Origin of the sequence: Flagellimonas lutaonensis (genome assembly GCF_000963865.1) — a bacterium.
GTDB lineage: Bacteria > Bacteroidota > Bacteroidia > Flavobacteriales > Flavobacteriaceae > Flagellimonas_A > Flagellimonas_A lutaonensis.
In genome coordinates this window covers 1,833,586-1,851,248 of sequence record NZ_CP011071.1, presented here as the reverse complement: position 1 = coordinate 1,851,248, position 17,663 = coordinate 1,833,586, and the positions used below count along the sequence as shown (strand labels likewise).

The following is a 17,663-nucleotide window of genomic DNA, read 5'->3' as shown; positions in this document are numbered from 1 at the left end:
TCAGTTTTCTGTATTTAACACAATGGGAAGCCTAAATTTGATGCTTACGGGAACACCCCTTTTTATGGCAGGTTTGACAGTGGTCAGATCGTTCAGTCTTTCGGTGATCTCATCATTGAAACCCGGGATCATTTGATCCACGGTATCAGTGCCCTGCACCCTCAATACGGTTATAAAACCGTGCTCGTCTATCAATAAATCGACCCTTACCGTATCCTGCAGGTCTTCAGAGACTTGGTATTCAAGACCTTCTAACGTATCGGCCATATGACGGATCATATGTTCTCGAAAACATTGCAGTTGCAACGGCTTTTCTGCCAGTTCATCACATTCTTCGAACAAGGGGTATTGATCCACATCGTTCCAGTCGATCGCCATCAGCTCTTCATTGATCAATCGGTCGGTATGTTTTTGCCTAGAAGTGAAGAGCTCACAGGAAACAAAAAGAATAAAACCCACCATCAAAAGCAACGTACGCATACAGGCCCAAAGATTTGGCTGAAATTACGACATTTTGGGTAAATCAATCGGTTGTAAAATGTATTTCCTCCTTAAGTTCCTTTACCCTTTTCTGGGCCCTCTCTTTGATAAAGGGCATCAGGTTGTCGAAATCGGTCAACAGTTTTTGATAGTAGCGTAGCTTCATTTGCGGATCATTATAATATTCATCAACCAACGTACATACTTGGTAGTAGAACATGGGGTTTTGTTTGTTCTCTTCCCAGGCCTTGGTGTATAGCTCTATGGCTTTTTTGGTGTTGCCCCTTAACCGGGCAATACGGCCCAGGTCAGCATATTCCATTTCAAATGAAACCGTGAGTGCTTTGATATATTTTTCAATATAGAACTGGGCACTGTCCAGCTCTTTTTCCTTTAAAAAGACATCGCCCAGTCCGCTATAACCTTGGGCCTCATGGTTAGGGGTATTGACAAGACGATGGTACATTTTCTTGGCCTTTTCAAATTGCCAATCTCGTAAATAGGCAAAAGCCAACTTGTTGTGGACAAATGGCTTTTCTTCGCCTAGTTCAAGCAGACGCTCAAAATACGGGACTGCCTTGTCGTATTGCCCATTGTTAAAAAATGCCAGTGCTTTTAGGTTTATCATCGAAACATCATTTTCATAAAACAAAAGCCCCCTGTCTATATAGTACAGGGCAGAGTCTTTTTGTTTCGCGGCAACAAAAAATTTACCCAATGCGAAAATGCTCTTGAGATGGGTGCTGTCGATTTTGACCGCTTTTCTGAAATCAACATTTGCCGCAACGGGGTCTCCACTGAGCTGTTTTATCCTTCCGAGATAATAATGGTATTCCGGATTGTCGGCATCCTCGGCCAAAAATGTAAAGTGCTCATAGGCTGCCCCCAACTTTTTTGTTTTCAGCAATAGTTTGCCCAACTCGAAACGGGCAATGGCCAACATTGGTTTTTTTGAAAGAACCTCTTGGTATTGCACAATGGCCTTGTCATAATTGCCCAAGGCGTTATAGGCCCTGGCAATCTGTAATTGGGCCTTTTCACTACCCTCTTTGACATAGGCATTGATCGCGGCAGAAAAACTGCCGACGGCATAAAGGCTATCGGCTTTGCCAGTATTAGAAGATTGGGCACTGCTGACCAAGCACCATATCCCAATAAAAATTATTTGGCCAATTCTCAACATTAAATTTTCTACTGCAGCTTAAAGGTCACCGGAATACTAAAAGGCACTTTTACCGATTCTCCCTTATGCTTGCCAGGTTGCATTTGCGGTAGGCGCTTGATGATGCGCTCTACCTCAGCTTCTAACAATGGGTGCGGGCCCCGTTTTCTGATATTGGTAATCGAACCATCTTCAGAAATCGTAAAAACCACGTTCACCCTGCCTTGAATGCCTTGCTCTTGGGCCTGTTTTGGATAATTGAAGTGTTTACGAATATGGTTCTGTATCTTTTCCATAAAGCAGTCCTTTTGGTCGGCAGCATCTTCACAACCCGGAAAAATAGGGACTTCGTCGATAACGGCGAAAGGTATTGATGCCCCATTTTGTATTTCTTCCACGGGTTGGCCAACCTTAACTTTTAAAGGGTTTTCTTTTTGTTGAATATCATCGTACCCATTTACTTCTTCCACGGAAATAATAACTGGCTCTTCGATAAAATTTGTAATCAGAAATCCATTATCTCCATCTGTGATGGCCACCATTTTATTGGTTCCTTCAACAGCGTTCAGAGCCCTGTTTACTTTTCTGATTTCTTCGCCGGTCAAGTCGCTGACATCCTTAACAACGATCCACTCGCCAGAACCTAGATTTTGGTCCTCTTTTACAATTGGCCTTATGGCCTTATTTCTTTGGTTTATGGATGCTTTTAGGTTCTTGTCCAGTACCTGAAAAGATTTCTTTATGTTCAAATACTGGTTGTACCGACTTGTGCTCGGATTCGGTAACTTCTCAAGCATCTCCAAAACAGAATCAGATAAGGCTGCATGTTCTTTGGCCTGGGAAAACATCATTTTCATACAAAGTTCTTTCTTAAAGAAATCCTCTTTGCTCAAGATCACATGGTCATCTTTGTCCTTTTCTAGTAATTCTGAATGAAGCTCCAAAAATTCTTTGGTATTGATAATGGTGCCCAGTTCTCTCTCAATTTTCGCAATCAATTGTGCATCATCTGAGAGTGTTCCTTCCGATGACTCAATGTCATTCCCAACTTCGATATCCCTTTCACACGAAGTATAGACCAACATGCCCAAAAAAATCGGCAGCAACAGTACATACTTTAATTGATAGACTTTTTTTGATTTTTCCTTAGCTAACATGACTATTCGTTTTTTGATCAATGATTTTTTGAAAAAGGCATTCACAAAACTGATACTCTGTGTCTGGAACATTTCGGACAACAACAGTTCGTAGTGTTTCCTTTTATCGGTCTTGGCCACTTTGGCATCGGCAATAAACTCGTGCAGCTCTGTCAAACGGGCCTGATAGACATACACCAGCGGATTGAACCACTGCACAATGCGCATCAACTCAAAAAACATAAGATCCAACGAATGCCACTGCTTAATATGTACCCGCTCGTGGGCAATGATATCTGCCTGCTTTGAAGGGTTGATTTTGGCACCCAAAAAAACGTTTTTGAAAAAGGAAAAGGCCACTTCGCTTTTTGGGATGGTCACTTTGACAAAATCTGGATAATAGCATACCGTTCCATTTTCTTTGAGCGCGTAGATGCGGTATAATTTGAGGGAAAACCAAATGGTCATAAACAAGGCCCCCAATCCATATATCCAATAATATATGGGAATGGATGCCCAAAAACGTTCCGTTGTTGCCTGTAGCGCGACATCTACCTCGCCCAATTGCCATACCACCATGGGGCCGGCAACCAATTCTTGTGGAACTGTGGTTTTCAACGCCTCGATTTTTATCCATGGTAGCACCATTGAAAACACGAAAGTGCCCAATAGGTAGGCGCGGTTCCATTGAAAAAAGGTCTCTTTTTTCAAGAACAGGTCATAGACCAGTAAAAAGACCAACTGAAAGGCAAGGATTTCTAAAATGTACTGTACCATATCGATGATTTTTTGCCATTGCTTGCTTTGACTTCGGCTGCCTACAGGCGCTCAGTCTAAAAGCTTGAAATGGCGTTTATTCTTTTTCATTTTTGATTTTTTGCAGAATGTCTTCCAAATCGCTAAGGCTGATGTCGTTGTTTTTCATAAAAAACGAGACCATGCTTTTGAACGAGCCTTGAAAATAGCCATCGACCAACTTATTGATGCGTTGGTTGCTGTACGCTTCTTTTTTTACCAATGGAAAATAAACATGCCCCTTCCCCACTTTTTCATGCGACACAAAGCCCTTATCCTCTAAAATACGTATAATGGTAGAGACGGTGTTATAGGCCGGCTTCGGGTCGGGAAACTCATCGACGAGTGCGGCCACATTTGCCTTTTCAAGTTTCCATAGCAGCTGCATCACTTCTTCCTCTGCTTTTGTAAGTTGCTTCATTATCAACTAAGTTTTTAGTTAAACATGATTCAAATATAACTAAATATTTAGTTTAAACTAATTTTTTAGTTAAAAAGTTTTGCAATAAGTGAAATAATGTTTGTAACAATTCTCCTTTACCTTTGTCTTATAGCCAAAAGACAGCATGGACATTGCTTTGTTATTGATCGGGTTTCTTTTGATGTTGGTGGGCATACTTGGCAGTTTTTTGCCCGTACTACCCGGACCCCCTATCAGTTGGGTGGGACTGTTGCTGCTTTATCTTACCAAAGCAGTGCCCGATAATTGGTGGGTTTTGGGCATTACCTTGGTGATTGCCCTTGGCATTACCATTCTCGACTATGTTATTCCTGCGGCGGGCACCAAACGGTTTGGGGGCAGTAAAGCGGGTATGATCGGCACCATCGTAGGGTTATTGGTGGCCATTTTCTTCCCGATTTTAGGGCCTCTGGGCATAATCATCTGGCCTTTTATCGGGGCCTTGGCAGGCGAATTGATCAACAAAGCAGACCAAAAAACGGCCATGAAGGCAGCTTTTGGCTCTTTTGTCGGTTTTTTGACGGGTACTTTTTTAAAGTTTGTACTGACAACGGCCTATCTGGTATTCTTTATAGTGATCATGGTCAGGTACGCCGGTGACCTGTTCTCATTCTAACCATACCACCTTGTCCTCGATAGGGGTTCGGGTCTGGTCTGGAATTTCTTCATCATAATTTCCTATGTAGAAAAAACCGAGACAACGTTCCCCCTTGGCCAAATCAAAGAATTCATCCATGTGTTTGATAAGTCCGGGCGAGCTCCAATAACACCCTACCCCAGCCTCGGCGCAGCAAAGCCACATGTTTTGCACGGCCATGGCGGTAGCAGCGATTTCTTCCCATTCCGGTACGCTTTCATTAGGATCTCGTTGCATGCAGATTGCCACAATGGCGGCTGCTTTTCGAGGGTTTTCCAGCAGCTTTCGGATCTTGACCTGTTTGGGCCTCGCTTCGGTCTCTTGGTATTTCTTTGAAAGGAAATCGCCCAGTTGGGCTTTTTTGTCACCCATCAGCACCTTGAACCGCCAAGGCTCGGTTTTTCTGTGGGTGGGCGCCCAGTTGGCGGCCTCCAAAAGTTTGGAAATGAATTCCTTTTCAACAGGAACAGCATTGTATTGTGCAGGAAAAACGCTCCTTCTTTTTTTTATCAGTTCAAAAACCATAATCGGGTCTGTTCTGGTTTGATGGTTCGTTGTATGTTTTGTCAAACTTAATGAATACTTTTAGCCCTATGAAATCGATTTCGTAATGACAAAGAGCCACTCAAATTTTTTCTTTGGGGAAGACCATTTAACCGCTGGCACCGCCTTGGCCATTGCAAGAAACCAGGTCAAGGCAAGTATATCGGCCACAACCAAGGCCAACATTCAAAAAAGTGCCCAGGCCGTTTCCAATATTGTGGAAAAAGGCGAGCCTGTGTACGGCATCAATACCGGTTTTGGTCCGCTCTGTACCACGAAGATATCCAAAGAAGAAACCCGTATTTTGCAGACCAACATTCTACAAAGCCATAGTGTAGGCGTGGGTGAACCCATTTCAACCGAGTTGGCAAAACTCATGTTGGTGCTCAAGGCCCATGCCCTTGCCAAGGGCTATTCGGGAATACAGCTACAGACCCTAGAGCGTATCTTATGGCATATTGGGCATGACGCCATTCCCGTCGTGCCCTCACAGGGTTCCGTCGGTGCCTCTGGCGACCTTGCCCCGCTCTCCCATTTGTTTCTTCCACTCATCGGGTTGGGAAAGGTATCTTACAAAGGCCGTACGATGCCCACCTCGGCATTGTTTCAAGAGACCGGACTCAAACCTTTGGAACTGGGCCCCAAAGAGGGCCTTGCCCTTATCAATGGCACACAGTTTATAGCAGCGCATGCCGTTAAAGTGGCCGAAAAGCTACACCACTGCCTCAAACATGCCGATATCATCGGGGCGATGATGCTGGAAGGGCTGCAGGGCTCCATGAAGCCCTTTTTGGAAGCCCTCCATCAAGTGCGCCCCTTTAAGGGCAACCAACATGTGGCCGGCAGAATTCGCACCCTGCTTCAAGGTTCAGAGATTTTGGAAGACCATATCGATTGTGAACGGGTGCAAGACCCCTACTCGCTTCGTTGCATGCCCCAAGTACACGGGGCCTCGAGAAATGCTTGGCTGCACCTGAGAGAACTGCTCGAAATAGAACTGAACTCAGTTACCGACAACCCGGTTATCATCAGTGAAGATCTGGCCATAAGCGGCGGTAATTTTCACGGACAACCCTTGGCCATGGCCCTTGATTATGCCACGGTTGCCGCAGCCGAATTGGGCAATATATCGGATCGCAGGATTTATTTAGCACTGGAGGGCGGCCATGGGGTACCCCAACTGTTGATGAAAGATACCGGGATCAACTCGGGCTATATGATTCTGCAGTACACCTCTGCCGCATTGGCAAGCGAGAACAAAGGGCTCTGTTTTCCGGCCAGTGCCGATAGCATTCCCACCTCACTGGGGCAAGAAGACCATGTGAGCATGGGCTCCATCAGTGGGCGAAAGGCCCTTCAGGTGCTCGAAAACGTTGAGAAAATCTTGGCGATAGAATTACTGACGGCAGCACAAGCCTTTGAATACCGAAAACCCTTGAAGTCAGGTATCTTATTGGATGAAATACACAAATTTCTGCGTACTAAGGTTCCATTTGCGGATAAAGACCGTGTATTTGCCGACGATATTGAAGTGGGCATCGAAATCATCCGAAAGACTCAAATAATCGACTTGGTCGAAAAGGTGATGAAAGAAAACAAACTGTCTTGGCAGACCCCCCATGTGGAAGAATTTGAAATGTACTAGGGTATGGAGAAACCAATTTTAATAGGGCCGTTCAGGCAATTGCTGCCCATGACAGGGCTGCCGTTGAAAGGCGCCCTTTCTGATGAACAATTGCCCATTGTGGAAAATGCGGGGGTTTTGGTTTCGAAAGGAAGAATTCTTGAGATCGGCTCCTTTCATAAAATGCAATCCCAAGACGTAAAACTGTATCCCATAGAAGGCGACCAAGTATGCATGCCGGGGCTTATCGATGCCCACACCCATATTTGCTTTAGTGGTTCGAGGGCACGTGATTATGCGCTGCGCAATTCTGGAAAAACATACCTGGAGATTGCCAAGGCCGGGGGAGGTATTTGGGATACCGTTACCCAGACCCGAAAGGCCTCAATAGAAGTTTTGATCCAAGACATTTTAATTCGGAGCCAAAAACATCTGGCCCATGGCGTTACCACAATAGAGGTCAAAAGCGGATATGGCCTTACTGTTGATGAGGAACTTAAGATGCTCCGTGCCATTAAGGAAGCCCACGAAAAAGCACCTCAAGATTTGATTGCCACTTGCTTGGCAGCGCATATGGTGCCGAAAGATTGGAATGGAACCCCTACCCAATATCTTGAAGAAATCAGCACCAAACTGTTTCCCATCCTAAAGTCTGAAAAACTGGCAAACCGGGTGGATGCCTTTATAGAACAGAGCGCTTTTTCCGCGGAAGACATCAAACCCTATTTCAAAATGGCCAAAGAACAGGGTTTTGACATCACCGTACATGCCGACCAGTTTACCACGGGGGGCAGCCAAGTAGCGGTGGAATTCAACGCCATTAGTGCCGATCACCTAGAAGCGAGCACCCAAAAAGAAGTGGAACTACTGGGCAAAAGCGGCACCGTGGCAACGGCCTTGCCAGGTGCTTCACTCGGCCTGGGTTGTGACTTTACCCCTGCTCGAAAGTTGTTGGATGCAGGTGCCGCCCTTGCCATTGCCAGTGACCATAACCCCGGTTCTGCCCCCATGGGAGACCTAATGGCGCAAGCGGCCATTTTGGGTGCTTTTGAAAAGCTGTCGAATGCCGAAGTGCTGGCGGGCATTACTTTTCGGGCGGCAGCGGCATTGAATCTAAAAGACCGTGGAAGACTTGAAAAAGGGATGGTAGCCGATTTTATATCCTTCGCAACCAACGACTACCAAGAAATCACCTACCATCAAGGGCAAATGACACCCTGCAATGTATGGAAAGATGGCAATTTATTAATGACAGACGGAAAATGAGCGATAAAAATTTCAAAGAAGCTATCCTACAGGGCATTCCCAAAGAATTGCCCCCAAAGAGACCCTATCCCCTAGAGGGCAATCCGGCACCAAAGCGAAAAGATATTTTATCCAAGGAGGAAAAGAAATTGGCAGTGCGCAATGCCCTGCGCTACTTTCCCCAAGAATGGCACGCAGAATTGGCCCCTGAATTTGTCGAAGAACTGAACACCCGTGGCCGTATCTACATGTACCGCTTCAAGCCCGAATATGACATGTATGCTCGGCCCATTGAGGCCTACCCTGCCAAGAGCCGACAGGCGGCGGCCATTATGTTGATGATACAGAACAACTTGGATCCGGCCGTGGCGCAACACCCTGAAGAACTTATCACCTATGGCGGTAACGGGGCGGTCTTTCAGAATTGGGCCCAGTATTTGTTGACCATGAAGTACCTGGCCGAGATGAGCGACCAACAAACACTGCACATATATTCAGGGCATCCGATGGGGCTGTTTCCTTCCTCTGAAGAAGCACCTAGGGTGGTGGTCACCAATGGCATGATGATACCCAATTACTCCAAACCCGATGATTGGGAACGCTATAACGCCTTGGGCGTGACCCAGTACGGACAGATGACGGCGGGCTCTTATATGTACATCGGTCCACAGGGCATCGTACATGGCACGGCCATCACGGTGATGAACGCTTTCAGGAAAGTGTTGAAAAAAGGAGAATCCCCAAAAGGGAAAGTCTTCTTGACTGCCGGTTTGGGCGGCATGAGCGGGGCACAACCCAAAGCCGGCAACATAGCGGGATGTATTACGGTCTGTGCCGAGGTAAACCCCGCCGCGGCCACCAAAAGGCATGAACAAGGCTGGGTCGATGAGTTGATCGGAGACCTTGGGCAATTGGTTGAACGCACCAAAAGGGCGATTAAGAAGGAGGAAACCGTTTCACTGGCTTTCATTGGCAATGTGGTCAATGTTTGGGAACGGTTTTATGAGGAAGACATTTTTGTGCATTTGGGCTCAGACCAGACCTCATTGCACAATCCGTGGGCCGGGGGCTACTACCCTGTCGGACTTTCCTTTTCAGAGGCCAACAAATTGATGGCAGAAGATCCAGAGGCATTCAAAAACGCCGTTCAACAATCATTGCGAAGACAGGTGGCCGCCATCAACAAGCACCATGAAAGGGGCACCTATTTCTTTGATTATGGCAATGCCTTTTTGTTGGAGGCCTCAAGGGCCGGTGGTGATGTCATGGCTGCGAACGGTATCGATTTTAGGTATCCTTCTTATGTCCAGGATATTTTGGGGCCCATGTGTTTTGATTATGGCTTTGGCCCCTTTCGTTGGGTCTGCACCTCTGGCAAAGCCAAAGATCTGCAAAAAACCGATGCCATTGCCCTTCGGGTAATGAGGGAAATAAAAGAAACGGCTCCCGAAGAGATTCAACAACAGATGCAAGACAATATCAAGTGGATTGAAGAGGCCGAGCAAAACAGATTGGTGGTAGGGTCTCAGGCACGCATTCTATATGCCGATGCTGAAGGCAGGGCAAAGATTGCCGAAGCCTTTAACAATGCCATTTCAAAAGGTGCGCTTTCGGCCCCGGTGGTACTTGGGCGCGACCACCATGATGTAAGCGGTACCGACTCGCCTTTTCGAGAAACCAGCAATATTTATGACGGTAGCAAATTCACCGCCGATATGGCCATTCACAATGTTATCGGCGACAGTTTTCGGGGGGCGACCTGGGTGTCGATACACAACGGCGGTGGTGTCGGTTGGGGCGAGGTCATCAACGGGGGCTTCGGCATGGTGCTAGATGGTACCGAAGCGGCTTCCCGACGATTAAAAAGCATGCTTTTTTACGATGTCAACAATGGGATTGCACGAAGAAGCTGGGCACGAAACAACGAAGCTCTGTTCGCCATAAAAAGAGAGATGGCCCGTACACCCGACCTTACCGTTACATTGCCTAATTTTGTCGAGGATACCATTTTAAAAAAGGTTTTCGATTAATATGTCCCATTATATAAAACCCTCCAAAAAAATATGGACTGGCAGGCAGTCTGAACAACAACTCTATTTGCACGAAAAAGTAGTATGCCTGCCCATCGGCGATTTGCAGAGACAATCTGGCAAAACGTTTGCTTTGTTGGGATACGCCTGTGACGAAGGCGTGAAACGCAATCAGGGTCGTGTGGGCGCAAAAGACGGCCCTCAACACATACGCCGTGCGCTTGCCAAAATGCCCAACCACCTGCCACAGAAAAAATATGTTTTTGACCTAGGTGATGTGATTTGCCCAGATGGCGATTTAGAAAGCGCCCAGCAGCAATTGGCAGAACACGTGGCGCAAATTTTACAATCGGGTGCCCTACCCATACTATTGGGTGGCGGCCACGATATGGCCTACGGCCACTACAACGGAATAAAGAAATACCTTATTTCAGAAAAACGCCGCCCCTCGATAGGCATCATCAATTTTGATGCGCATTTTGATCTCAGGGAAGACAGCAACGGAGCAAACTCTGGCACTCCCTTTTACCAAATCGCCAACGAAAATGACCCTTTTCACTACCTATGTATGGGCATTCGCAAAGATGCCAACGACCGTGAACTATATCGAACCGCCCAAAAGTTTGGGGTCAAGTACTTAGAGCGTGAAACCTTTCGGATGCAGTTCGTGGAAGAAATCAACAAATGGATCAAAGCGTTTTTGAAGGGGGTTGACCATGTATACGTGACCATTGACCTAGATGGTTTTTCTTCGGCATTTGCCCCTGGTGTCAGTGCCGCCTCGCCCATGGGCTATTCACAGGATATTGTATTGGAATCGTTGAAAACCATCCTCTCTTCGAACAAACTGATTTCGGTCGATATTGCCGAGATGAACCCAAAGTATGACGTTGATGACCAAACAGCAAAGCTGGCCGCTTCATTGGTACATTTTATTGTCCACAGTCTTTCCTGACCAACTGACACTGCTTTTCGAGGCAAAAATTTAGGCGTTTACATCAATGGCTTTTAAAGTACAGGATTATCTTCCCGCAAAACCCATCGCAAATGGCAAAAAAAGAAAAATATCAAAAAAAGAAACACAACCAAAGTTTGGAGGAACAGGCCATCAACCAATCGACCAAAGATGGGGAAGACATCAACCACCAAGTGGAAGAACGTAGAGAACAGCACCTGCCAAGGGATACGGCTTGATATTATTTAGCATACGCATTGCTCTATAAAGAGCTGTTCACAATAAAAAACCTTAGGCAAGCGGTAGACGCCGAAACAAGTCCAGAATTTGACAAAACGTTGTTTTATCAAACAAAAAAAGCCTTCCATATTAGGAAAGCCTTTCATTGGCAGACACCTGCTCGGTGTCACAACCTGTTCCGAATAAATCGGAACCAACACAACGGCACAAAGATATAAAATCAATCCAAATTACCTATGACTTTCCCAAATCAACGCAGCTGCCCCGCAAATGGCGGCAGTTTTGCCCCGCATGCCAGAACGCATGATCTTTACTTTGCCCTTGTACACATCCAATAAAAATTCCTCGAAGTATTTTTCAAGGGGATCGGTGAGCCACTTACCGCTTTGGGTGAGTCCGCCCATCAAAATAAAGGCTTCGGGTTGGGTAAAGGCAGTGAAATTTGCCAAGGCCTGTGCCATTACCCTGGCCGTGAAATCAAATGCCTTCAAGGCTATGGGGTCGCCTTCTTCGGCCGCCTTGGTGATATCTTCGCCATGTAACTGGTTGTATGAAACATCCCTGAACCGGCTGTCATCCAGATACTTGCTCAGCATGAACATGATGGTTCTTTTTAGCCCGGTTGCCGAAACATAGGCCTCAAGTCCGCCCGGTACGCCAAGCCCTGTCAAACGCCCATCGCCAATGGTCATGTCGATATGGCCCAGCTCGCCCGCAAAACCGTCGTACCCATCAATAAGTTGCCCATTGGCCACAATGCCGGCACCGAAACCCGTGCCAAGGGTAACGACAATGAAATCGGTCATGTTTCGGCCATTGCCAAACAGCATCTCGCCCAAAGCCGCTGCACTGGCATCGTTCATGATACGCATGGGCATAGGCATTTTTTCCTTCAGTTTTTCCAGTAGGGGCACCGTGCCCTTCCAGAGCAGGTTGGCGGCATTTTCAATGGTTCCGCGCTTGCTGGAAGCATTGGGGGCGCCAATACCGCACCCTAAAATGTTGGGTGCCAAATTTAACGAGCCTACCAAGACATCGACCTCAGACTTGACCTTGTCCAGAAAAGCATCCAGATCAGGGTATTCCCTGGTTCTAAAATTGCTTTTGATAAGGCAGTTGCCCTCTTTATCGACCAACCCGATCTTGGTTTTTGTTCCCCCGATATCGATTCCAATGACCAAATCCATATACAAAAAGCTTATCCCTAAAAATAATCCATTTATATGTGTTTTTTTGATAATTTACGCACGTTTCGCTTCATAGACCCGTCATTTGTACTATTTAGGAATAGATTTAGGAAGTTCATCGGTCAAAATTGCGGCCGTCGATGCCAGCAATGGTAAAAGTGTGGGCTTGGTGCAGGTACCGGAATCCGAAATGGGTATGCATACACCCCAAAAGGGATGGGCCGAGCAAAATCCGGAAACCTGGTGGCAGTTGGTCTGTGAGGGCATTCACAAAATCAAGAAAAAAACATGTATCGAAGCGGTAGAGATTAAAGGCATCGGCATTGCCTACCAAATGCACGGGCTTGTGTTAGTTGACCACGAGGGAAAACCCCTTAGAAATGCCATCATCTGGTGCGATAGCAGGGCGGTCGAGATAGGTGAAAAGGCCTACAAAGAACTGGGAACCGCGTATTGTGATGGGCACCTGTTGAATTCCCCCGCCAACTTTACCGCCTCAAAACTGGCGTGGGTAAGGCAAAACGAACCGGCTGTCTTTGACAAGGCGAAAAAGTTCATGCTTCCGGGCGACTATATCGCCTATCGCCTTTCAAATACCATCAATACAACAGTATCTGGACTTTCAGAAGGCATTTTTTGGGATTTTAAGGAAGGAAAAGTTTCATCACGGTTGTTGGATTATTTCGGAATTGCGGCGGAATTGGTTCCCGCCATCACCGACACCTTTGGTGAGCAGTCAACCGTTTCTAGGCAAGCGGCAGCCACTTGCGGTCTAAAAGCCGGCACTCCCATTCTGTACCGGGCGGGCGACCAGCCCAACAATGCCTTGAGCCTGAATGTCTTTAACGTTGGTGAGGTGGCGGCTACGGGGGGCACTTCAGGCGTGATGTACGCCGTTACGGAAAGTCTTTCTGCGAAAGAATGTTCTCGCGTAAACAATTTTGTGCACGTAAACCATGACAAAAATGCCAAACGTATCGGCAAGCTGCTCTGTATCAACGGGGCGGGCATCCAATATCGATGGCTCTTAAACAACCTTGCCGTTGACAGTTACCAAGAGATGAACGATTTGGCAGAAGCTGTTTCCGTGGGCAGCGATGGGGTATGCGTACTTCCTTTTGGCAACGGAGCCGAGCGTATGCTGCAGAACAAATCCTTGGGCACCCGTGTCTTGAACATCGATCTGAACAGACATGATAAGGCCCACCTGTGCCGGGCAGCGTTGGAAGGCATTGCCTTTTCGTTTGTGTACGGGTTTGAAATCATGACGTCTGACGATGTCGTCACCAAAACCATCAGGGCCGGAAATGACAACCTCTTTAGGGCCGATATTTTTGGGGAAACCATCGCCACACTCATCGACAAGCCCATTGATCTTTACGATACCACAGGTGCCATTGGGGCAGCACGGGCCTGTGCCGTTTCAGAAAAAGGGGTTGACATATTTTCTTCCTATCTACAAGAAGATTGCGTAAAAACCTTTCTTCCCAAAAAAGAAAAGAACCCTTACCTTAAGGCCTACAAAATCTGGAAGGCAGAACTAGAATCCATCATTAAAAAATAGCACCATGGCAGTAACGGGAGACAAAGAATTTTTTAAGGGCATAGACCACATCAGGTATGAAGGAAAAGAATCTGACAATCCTTTGGCATTCAAATACTACAATCCAGAACAAGTTGTGGCGGGCAAAAAGATGAAAGACCACTTCAAATTTGCCGTGGCCTACTGGCATACGCTCTGTGGTACCGGGGGCGACCCTTTTGGGCCGGGCACCAAAAAATTTCCATGGGCCACTGCCACAGACCCAATCCAGGCCGCCAAAGACAAGGCCGATGCCGCCTTTGAGTTCTTGACCAAAATGGGGTTCGAATACTACTGCTTCCATGATCATGACCTGGTCGATGAGGCAGACACCTTGGCCGAATCCGAAAAACGTATTGAAAAAATTGTTGACTATTTAAAAGAAAAACAAGCCGCCTCTGGGGTGAAACTGTTGTGGGGCACCGCCAATTGTTTTTCGCATCCACGTTACATGAACGGGGCCGCCACCAATCCAGATTTCAATGTAGTGGCCCGTGCAGGTGCCCAAATAAAGATTGCCCTCGATGCCACCATGGCCTTAGGAGGCGAAAACTACGTTTTTTGGGGAGGTCGCGAGGGCTATATGTCACTGTTGAACACCGATATGAAATTGGAACAAGACAATATTGGCCGTTTCTTGAACATGGCCAAAGACTATGCCCGAAGCCAAGGTTTCAAAGGGAATTTCTTCATAGAACCCAAACCCATGGAGCCCACAAAACACCAATACGATTTTGATGCGGCCACCTCGATCAACACCATTCGCGTATATGGGCTCGAGAACGACTTCAAACTGAACATAGAGGTCAACCATGCCACCCTTGCCCAACATACCTTTCAGCACGAACTGCAAGTGGCCGCCAATGCGGGCATGCTCGGAAGTATCGATGCCAACCGTGGCGACTATCAAAACGGATGGGACACCGACCAGTTTCCCAACAACGTGCTCGAGACCGCCGAAGCCATGCTGGTATTGCTCAACGCAGGTGGATTGCAGGGCGGTGGGGTAAACTTCGACGCCAAGACCCGTCGTAACTCTACAGATTTAGAAGACATCTTTATTGCCCATATCGGAGGCGCCGACACCTTTGCCCGTGCCCTTTTGGTGGCCGATACCATACTGCAAAAATCCCCGTATAAAAGTATGCTTGCCGAACGCTATGCGTCGTTCAAAGCTGGCAAAGGTGCTGATTTTGTCGCCGGCAAACTATCGCTCTCAGACCTCTATAGCCACGCCATCAATAATGGGGAACCAAAACAAATAAGTGGCAAGCAAGAACTGTACGAGAACATTTTGAACCAGTACTTGTAAAAAATGGAGGAAAGGTCAAATTATCATTTCTATTATTGGTGTCTGCCTAAACAAGTTTTGTTATAAGAATGAAAAAAATGTTTCAAGATCCAATTTGCTGAATAGGGCATTACCTATTAATTGTCATGTATGTTTGATATACCTTTAAAAAAGTTGCGTACAGATCGTAGGGAATTGGGGGAAAAGATGGCTTTAAGGTCGACATCAAAATAAAAGGTTCGACACAAATGGTGCCGACCACTTAGAGGCCTTTGATACTGCGGGTATCAAGGTAGCAATAACTTCGAATTTTCTTGTGACAGATGAATAATGGCCGGAAAGATTTCCCAATTTCAATGCCATGGGTACCTCAAAGTACCTTTGTTCCGTATCTGCCTTTACCTCCACTGCCTTTTTCCCCAGGAAATAATCGCTACGACCATCCTCACTGACCGACATTATCATACTTTCATCCCAGTTGGATATGACCACTGGAACATCCATCTTTCCGTGAATATCATAGACGAACAAATGTAAAAGATATTCCATTTCCAATTTAAGGTCAATAGGATGAAATTCCAATTCTACAATGACGGTAATGTCATTTAAGTTATCACCCACGTGGATGGTATCAGGAACCGATTTCAGTTTAACTTGAACTACTTTGGCCATCGCTTGTTTATTTTATGTTCTTTTTTCTTTTTAAAAAAATGACCCCTACCAATACCCCCAGCACAAAACTGCCCAAAATTATCAATATACGTGACGCATCTACCTTCCATATTAGAAACCTAACAGAGGTCACTTCAGCATTTTGAAGTGAAAATATAACGATAATAATGGCAATCAACAGTGCAATCCAATGTTTTGTGCCCATAATCCTTTATTTGGTATTTCGATTTCTTTTAAGGTACAAATGGTACCCCATGCCGTGCTGTTTAAAACTCAGGTCCATTTATTTTTTAATTATCTGAGGCTTATCTTGCAATGCCTCAATTTTGATCTCGGGATTGCCATATACATATATTTGGCTTTCCCCTTTGGCATCTATTTTAAGCTCCTTGCTGGCAGACAAGTGGATATCTGGGGAATTAACTGCATTCAATTAGGCATAAACCGATTTTAACTTTCTTGCCCTTACATCTGAGGTGCCAGTAATATCCAATTTCAACTTGACTACCTCTCCACCAATTTCAATGTCGGCGCGGTCACGTATCCTCAACGTGATATTATCTGCTTGAATATTCCCTTTTAGAAAGGCGTTTTGATCCATAAAAACCTCGACAATATCACAGTTAAGTCTTAGCTTGCCTTCAGAACTGCTGTGTAGATTTAAATTTGCCATTCTTGCAGAAGCCTCGATATCGTAGGTGGCTTCGTCCATAGCTTTAAGGTCCCATCTTTTAAATTCAAGCCGTTTTTTGGATACCAGCTTAGAATCGTTGAAAAGGGTTATGGCATCGATCTCATCAAAGGTCAATGTTATTTCAAGTTCTTTGAACGAAGTTATATGGTGGGTACTGTATATCTTGAGCACCCCATCCATAACATTGAATTTTACAACATCGATCAGGTTGCCATCGGCTTTTAGGTGATAGCCATTATTGCCGGTCTGCATTATGTGTACAACAAGATTGTCAGAGATTTCGATACTGTTAAAATCTTCGAGGGTATTGAAGATTTCTGATACCAATTTGTTGCCCTTGACTTTTGGTTTTTGCTGTGCACAAGAAATCATGGCAACCATTAGCCCCAACCATAAAAACATAGCTTTTTTCATATCGATATGATTTAAACTATTACACCCCTTTGACACATAAAGAAACAAAAGGTCACCTGTAAGTTACTCATTTCGGAATCTGTACGGTTAGGAAGGTAAAATTATTTAAGGGCAATAGCCTTTCATCATCCTATGAACTTCTTGGTGAGTGTGTTGACAGTCAAAACATTCCCAATTTTTTCATAGCCATCGAAAATATCGGTTTCCTTGCCCGTTTTCAACATGGCTTCATGCAAGCCGATAATGGTAAGGTCTGCATACATCAAAATTTCATCGATTAGGTCCTTTCTGTTGGCCCCAATTTCCAAAGGCAGGGCGGTTATGTTATTGGCCGATATGTGCAATCGACCAGTTGAGGTCAACTTAAATTTGACTGGATATTGAGAAAAAAGTATGTTCACTGTTTATGATCTTTTAATGACAGATCATATTATGCGAATTCCAAAAAATATAAAACCTTGTAAATCATGTGATTTACAAGGTTTTTTAGGGGTTTTTATTTCCCTTGAAGCGGTC

The 17,663-nt window shown here is 45.7% G+C and carries 18 protein-coding genes; 8 read left to right on the top strand and 10 right to left on the bottom strand.

Features of this window, described 5'->3' with window-relative positions; translation table 11 throughout:
- From VC82_RS08620 to VC82_RS08600, 4 genes are all read right to left on the bottom strand, one after another.
- On the bottom strand, window positions 1–480 hold the full coding sequence (locus VC82_RS08620; protein ID WP_045802016.1) for a hypothetical protein: 480 nt from the start codon (window positions 478–480) through the stop codon (window positions 1–3).
- 43 nt (window positions 481–523) lie between these two features.
- Window positions 524–1,663 carry a tetratricopeptide repeat protein gene (locus tag VC82_RS08615; protein ID WP_045802015.1) on the bottom strand — a complete coding sequence of 380 codons (1,140 nt, stop codon included), beginning with the start codon at window positions 1,661–1,663 and terminating at the stop codon, window positions 524–526.
- Between the two features lie 8 nt (window positions 1,664–1,671).
- Window positions 1,672–3,555, bottom strand: a complete 1,884-nt coding sequence (locus VC82_RS15810; protein WP_052698972.1) for a M56 family metallopeptidase — start codon at window positions 3,553–3,555, stop codon at window positions 1,672–1,674.
- Window positions 3,556–3,631: 76 nt separating this feature from the next.
- Window positions 3,632–3,994 (bottom strand): BlaI/MecI/CopY family transcriptional regulator, encoded by a 363-nt coding sequence (locus VC82_RS08600; protein WP_045802014.1) that lies wholly within the window; start codon window positions 3,992–3,994, stop codon window positions 3,632–3,634.
- Between the two features lie 145 nt (window positions 3,995–4,139).
- Here VC82_RS08600 and VC82_RS08595 point away from each other — a divergent pair, with 145 nt between their 5' ends.
- A complete protein-coding gene (locus VC82_RS08595) occupies window positions 4,140–4,649 on the top strand; it encodes a DUF456 domain-containing protein (RefSeq protein ID WP_045802013.1) in 510 nt (169 codons plus the stop codon).
- On the opposite strand, the gene VC82_RS08590 is transcribed toward VC82_RS08595, so the two are convergent.
- The gene (locus VC82_RS08590) at window positions 4,641–5,195 is read right to left on the bottom strand and encodes a nitroreductase family protein (RefSeq protein ID WP_045802012.1); all 555 of its coding nucleotides are present in this window, start codon (window positions 5,193–5,195) and stop codon (window positions 4,641–4,643) included. The genes VC82_RS08595 and VC82_RS08590 overlap by 9 nt on opposite strands.
- An 85-nt stretch (window positions 5,196–5,280) precedes the next feature.
- Between VC82_RS08590 and hutH the strand changes: the two genes are divergently transcribed.
- From hutH to VC82_RS15670, 5 genes are all read left to right on the top strand, one after another.
- The gene (hutH, locus tag VC82_RS08585; RefSeq protein WP_045802011.1) at window positions 5,281–6,858 is read left to right on the top strand and encodes a histidine ammonia-lyase; all 1,578 of its coding nucleotides are present in this window, start codon (window positions 5,281–5,283) and stop codon (window positions 6,856–6,858) included.
- A 3-nt stretch (window positions 6,859–6,861) separates the two neighbouring features.
- Window positions 6,862–8,103 (top strand): imidazolonepropionase, encoded by a 1,242-nt coding sequence (hutI, locus tag VC82_RS08580; RefSeq protein WP_045802010.1) that lies wholly within the window; start codon window positions 6,862–6,864, stop codon window positions 8,101–8,103.
- Entirely contained in the window at window positions 8,100–10,112 is a 2,013-nt protein-coding gene (locus tag VC82_RS08575) for a urocanate hydratase (protein WP_045802009.1), read from the top strand. The genes hutI and VC82_RS08575 overlap by 4 nt, the downstream gene beginning before the upstream one ends.
- Window position 10,113: 1 nt before the next feature.
- Window positions 10,114–11,067 (top strand): formimidoylglutamase, encoded by a 954-nt coding sequence (hutG, locus tag VC82_RS08570; protein WP_045802008.1) that lies wholly within the window; start codon window positions 10,114–10,116, stop codon window positions 11,065–11,067.
- 92 nt (window positions 11,068–11,159) lie between these two features.
- Entirely contained in the window at window positions 11,160–11,306 is a 147-nt protein-coding gene (locus tag VC82_RS15670; RefSeq protein ID WP_170218317.1) for a hypothetical protein, read from the top strand.
- Window positions 11,307–11,537: 231 nt separating this feature from the next.
- Here VC82_RS15670 and VC82_RS08565 read toward each other — a convergent pair whose 3' ends face one another.
- Window positions 11,538–12,494: an ROK family protein gene (locus VC82_RS08565; protein WP_045802007.1), complete on the bottom strand. Its 957-nt coding sequence runs from the start codon at window positions 12,492–12,494 to the stop codon at window positions 11,538–11,540.
- 85 nt (window positions 12,495–12,579) lie between these two features.
- Here VC82_RS08565 and VC82_RS08560 point away from each other — a divergent pair, with 85 nt between their 5' ends.
- Together VC82_RS08560 and xylA are read left to right on the top strand one after the other, a co-directional pair.
- Window positions 12,580–14,058: a xylulokinase gene (locus VC82_RS08560; RefSeq protein ID WP_045802006.1), complete on the top strand. Its 1,479-nt coding sequence runs from the start codon at window positions 12,580–12,582 to the stop codon at window positions 14,056–14,058.
- 4 nt (window positions 14,059–14,062) lie between these two features.
- Entirely contained in the window at window positions 14,063–15,388 is a 1,326-nt protein-coding gene (gene xylA, locus VC82_RS08555; RefSeq protein ID WP_045802005.1) for a xylose isomerase, read from the top strand.
- A 204-nt stretch (window positions 15,389–15,592) separates the two neighbouring features.
- Here the strand turns inward: xylA and VC82_RS08550 are convergent, their stop codons facing one another.
- The 4 genes from VC82_RS08550 to VC82_RS08535 form a co-directional block, all read right to left on the bottom strand.
- Window positions 15,593–16,039 (bottom strand): hypothetical protein, encoded by a 447-nt coding sequence (locus VC82_RS08550; protein WP_045802004.1) that lies wholly within the window; start codon window positions 16,037–16,039, stop codon window positions 15,593–15,595.
- A 7-nt stretch (window positions 16,040–16,046) separates the two neighbouring features.
- Window positions 16,047–16,244 carry a lipopolysaccharide assembly protein LapA domain-containing protein gene (locus VC82_RS08545; RefSeq protein WP_045802003.1) on the bottom strand — a complete coding sequence of 66 codons (198 nt, stop codon included), beginning with the start codon at window positions 16,242–16,244 and terminating at the stop codon, window positions 16,047–16,049.
- A 228-nt stretch (window positions 16,245–16,472) separates the two neighbouring features.
- Window positions 16,473–17,147 (bottom strand): GIN domain-containing protein, encoded by a 675-nt coding sequence (locus VC82_RS08540; protein ID WP_045802002.1) that lies wholly within the window; start codon window positions 17,145–17,147, stop codon window positions 16,473–16,475.
- 125 nt (window positions 17,148–17,272) lie between these two features.
- Window positions 17,273–17,548, bottom strand: a complete 276-nt coding sequence (locus tag VC82_RS08535; RefSeq protein WP_157518031.1) for a hypothetical protein — start codon at window positions 17,546–17,548, stop codon at window positions 17,273–17,275.
- Window positions 17,549–17,663: the final 115 nt, after the last annotated feature.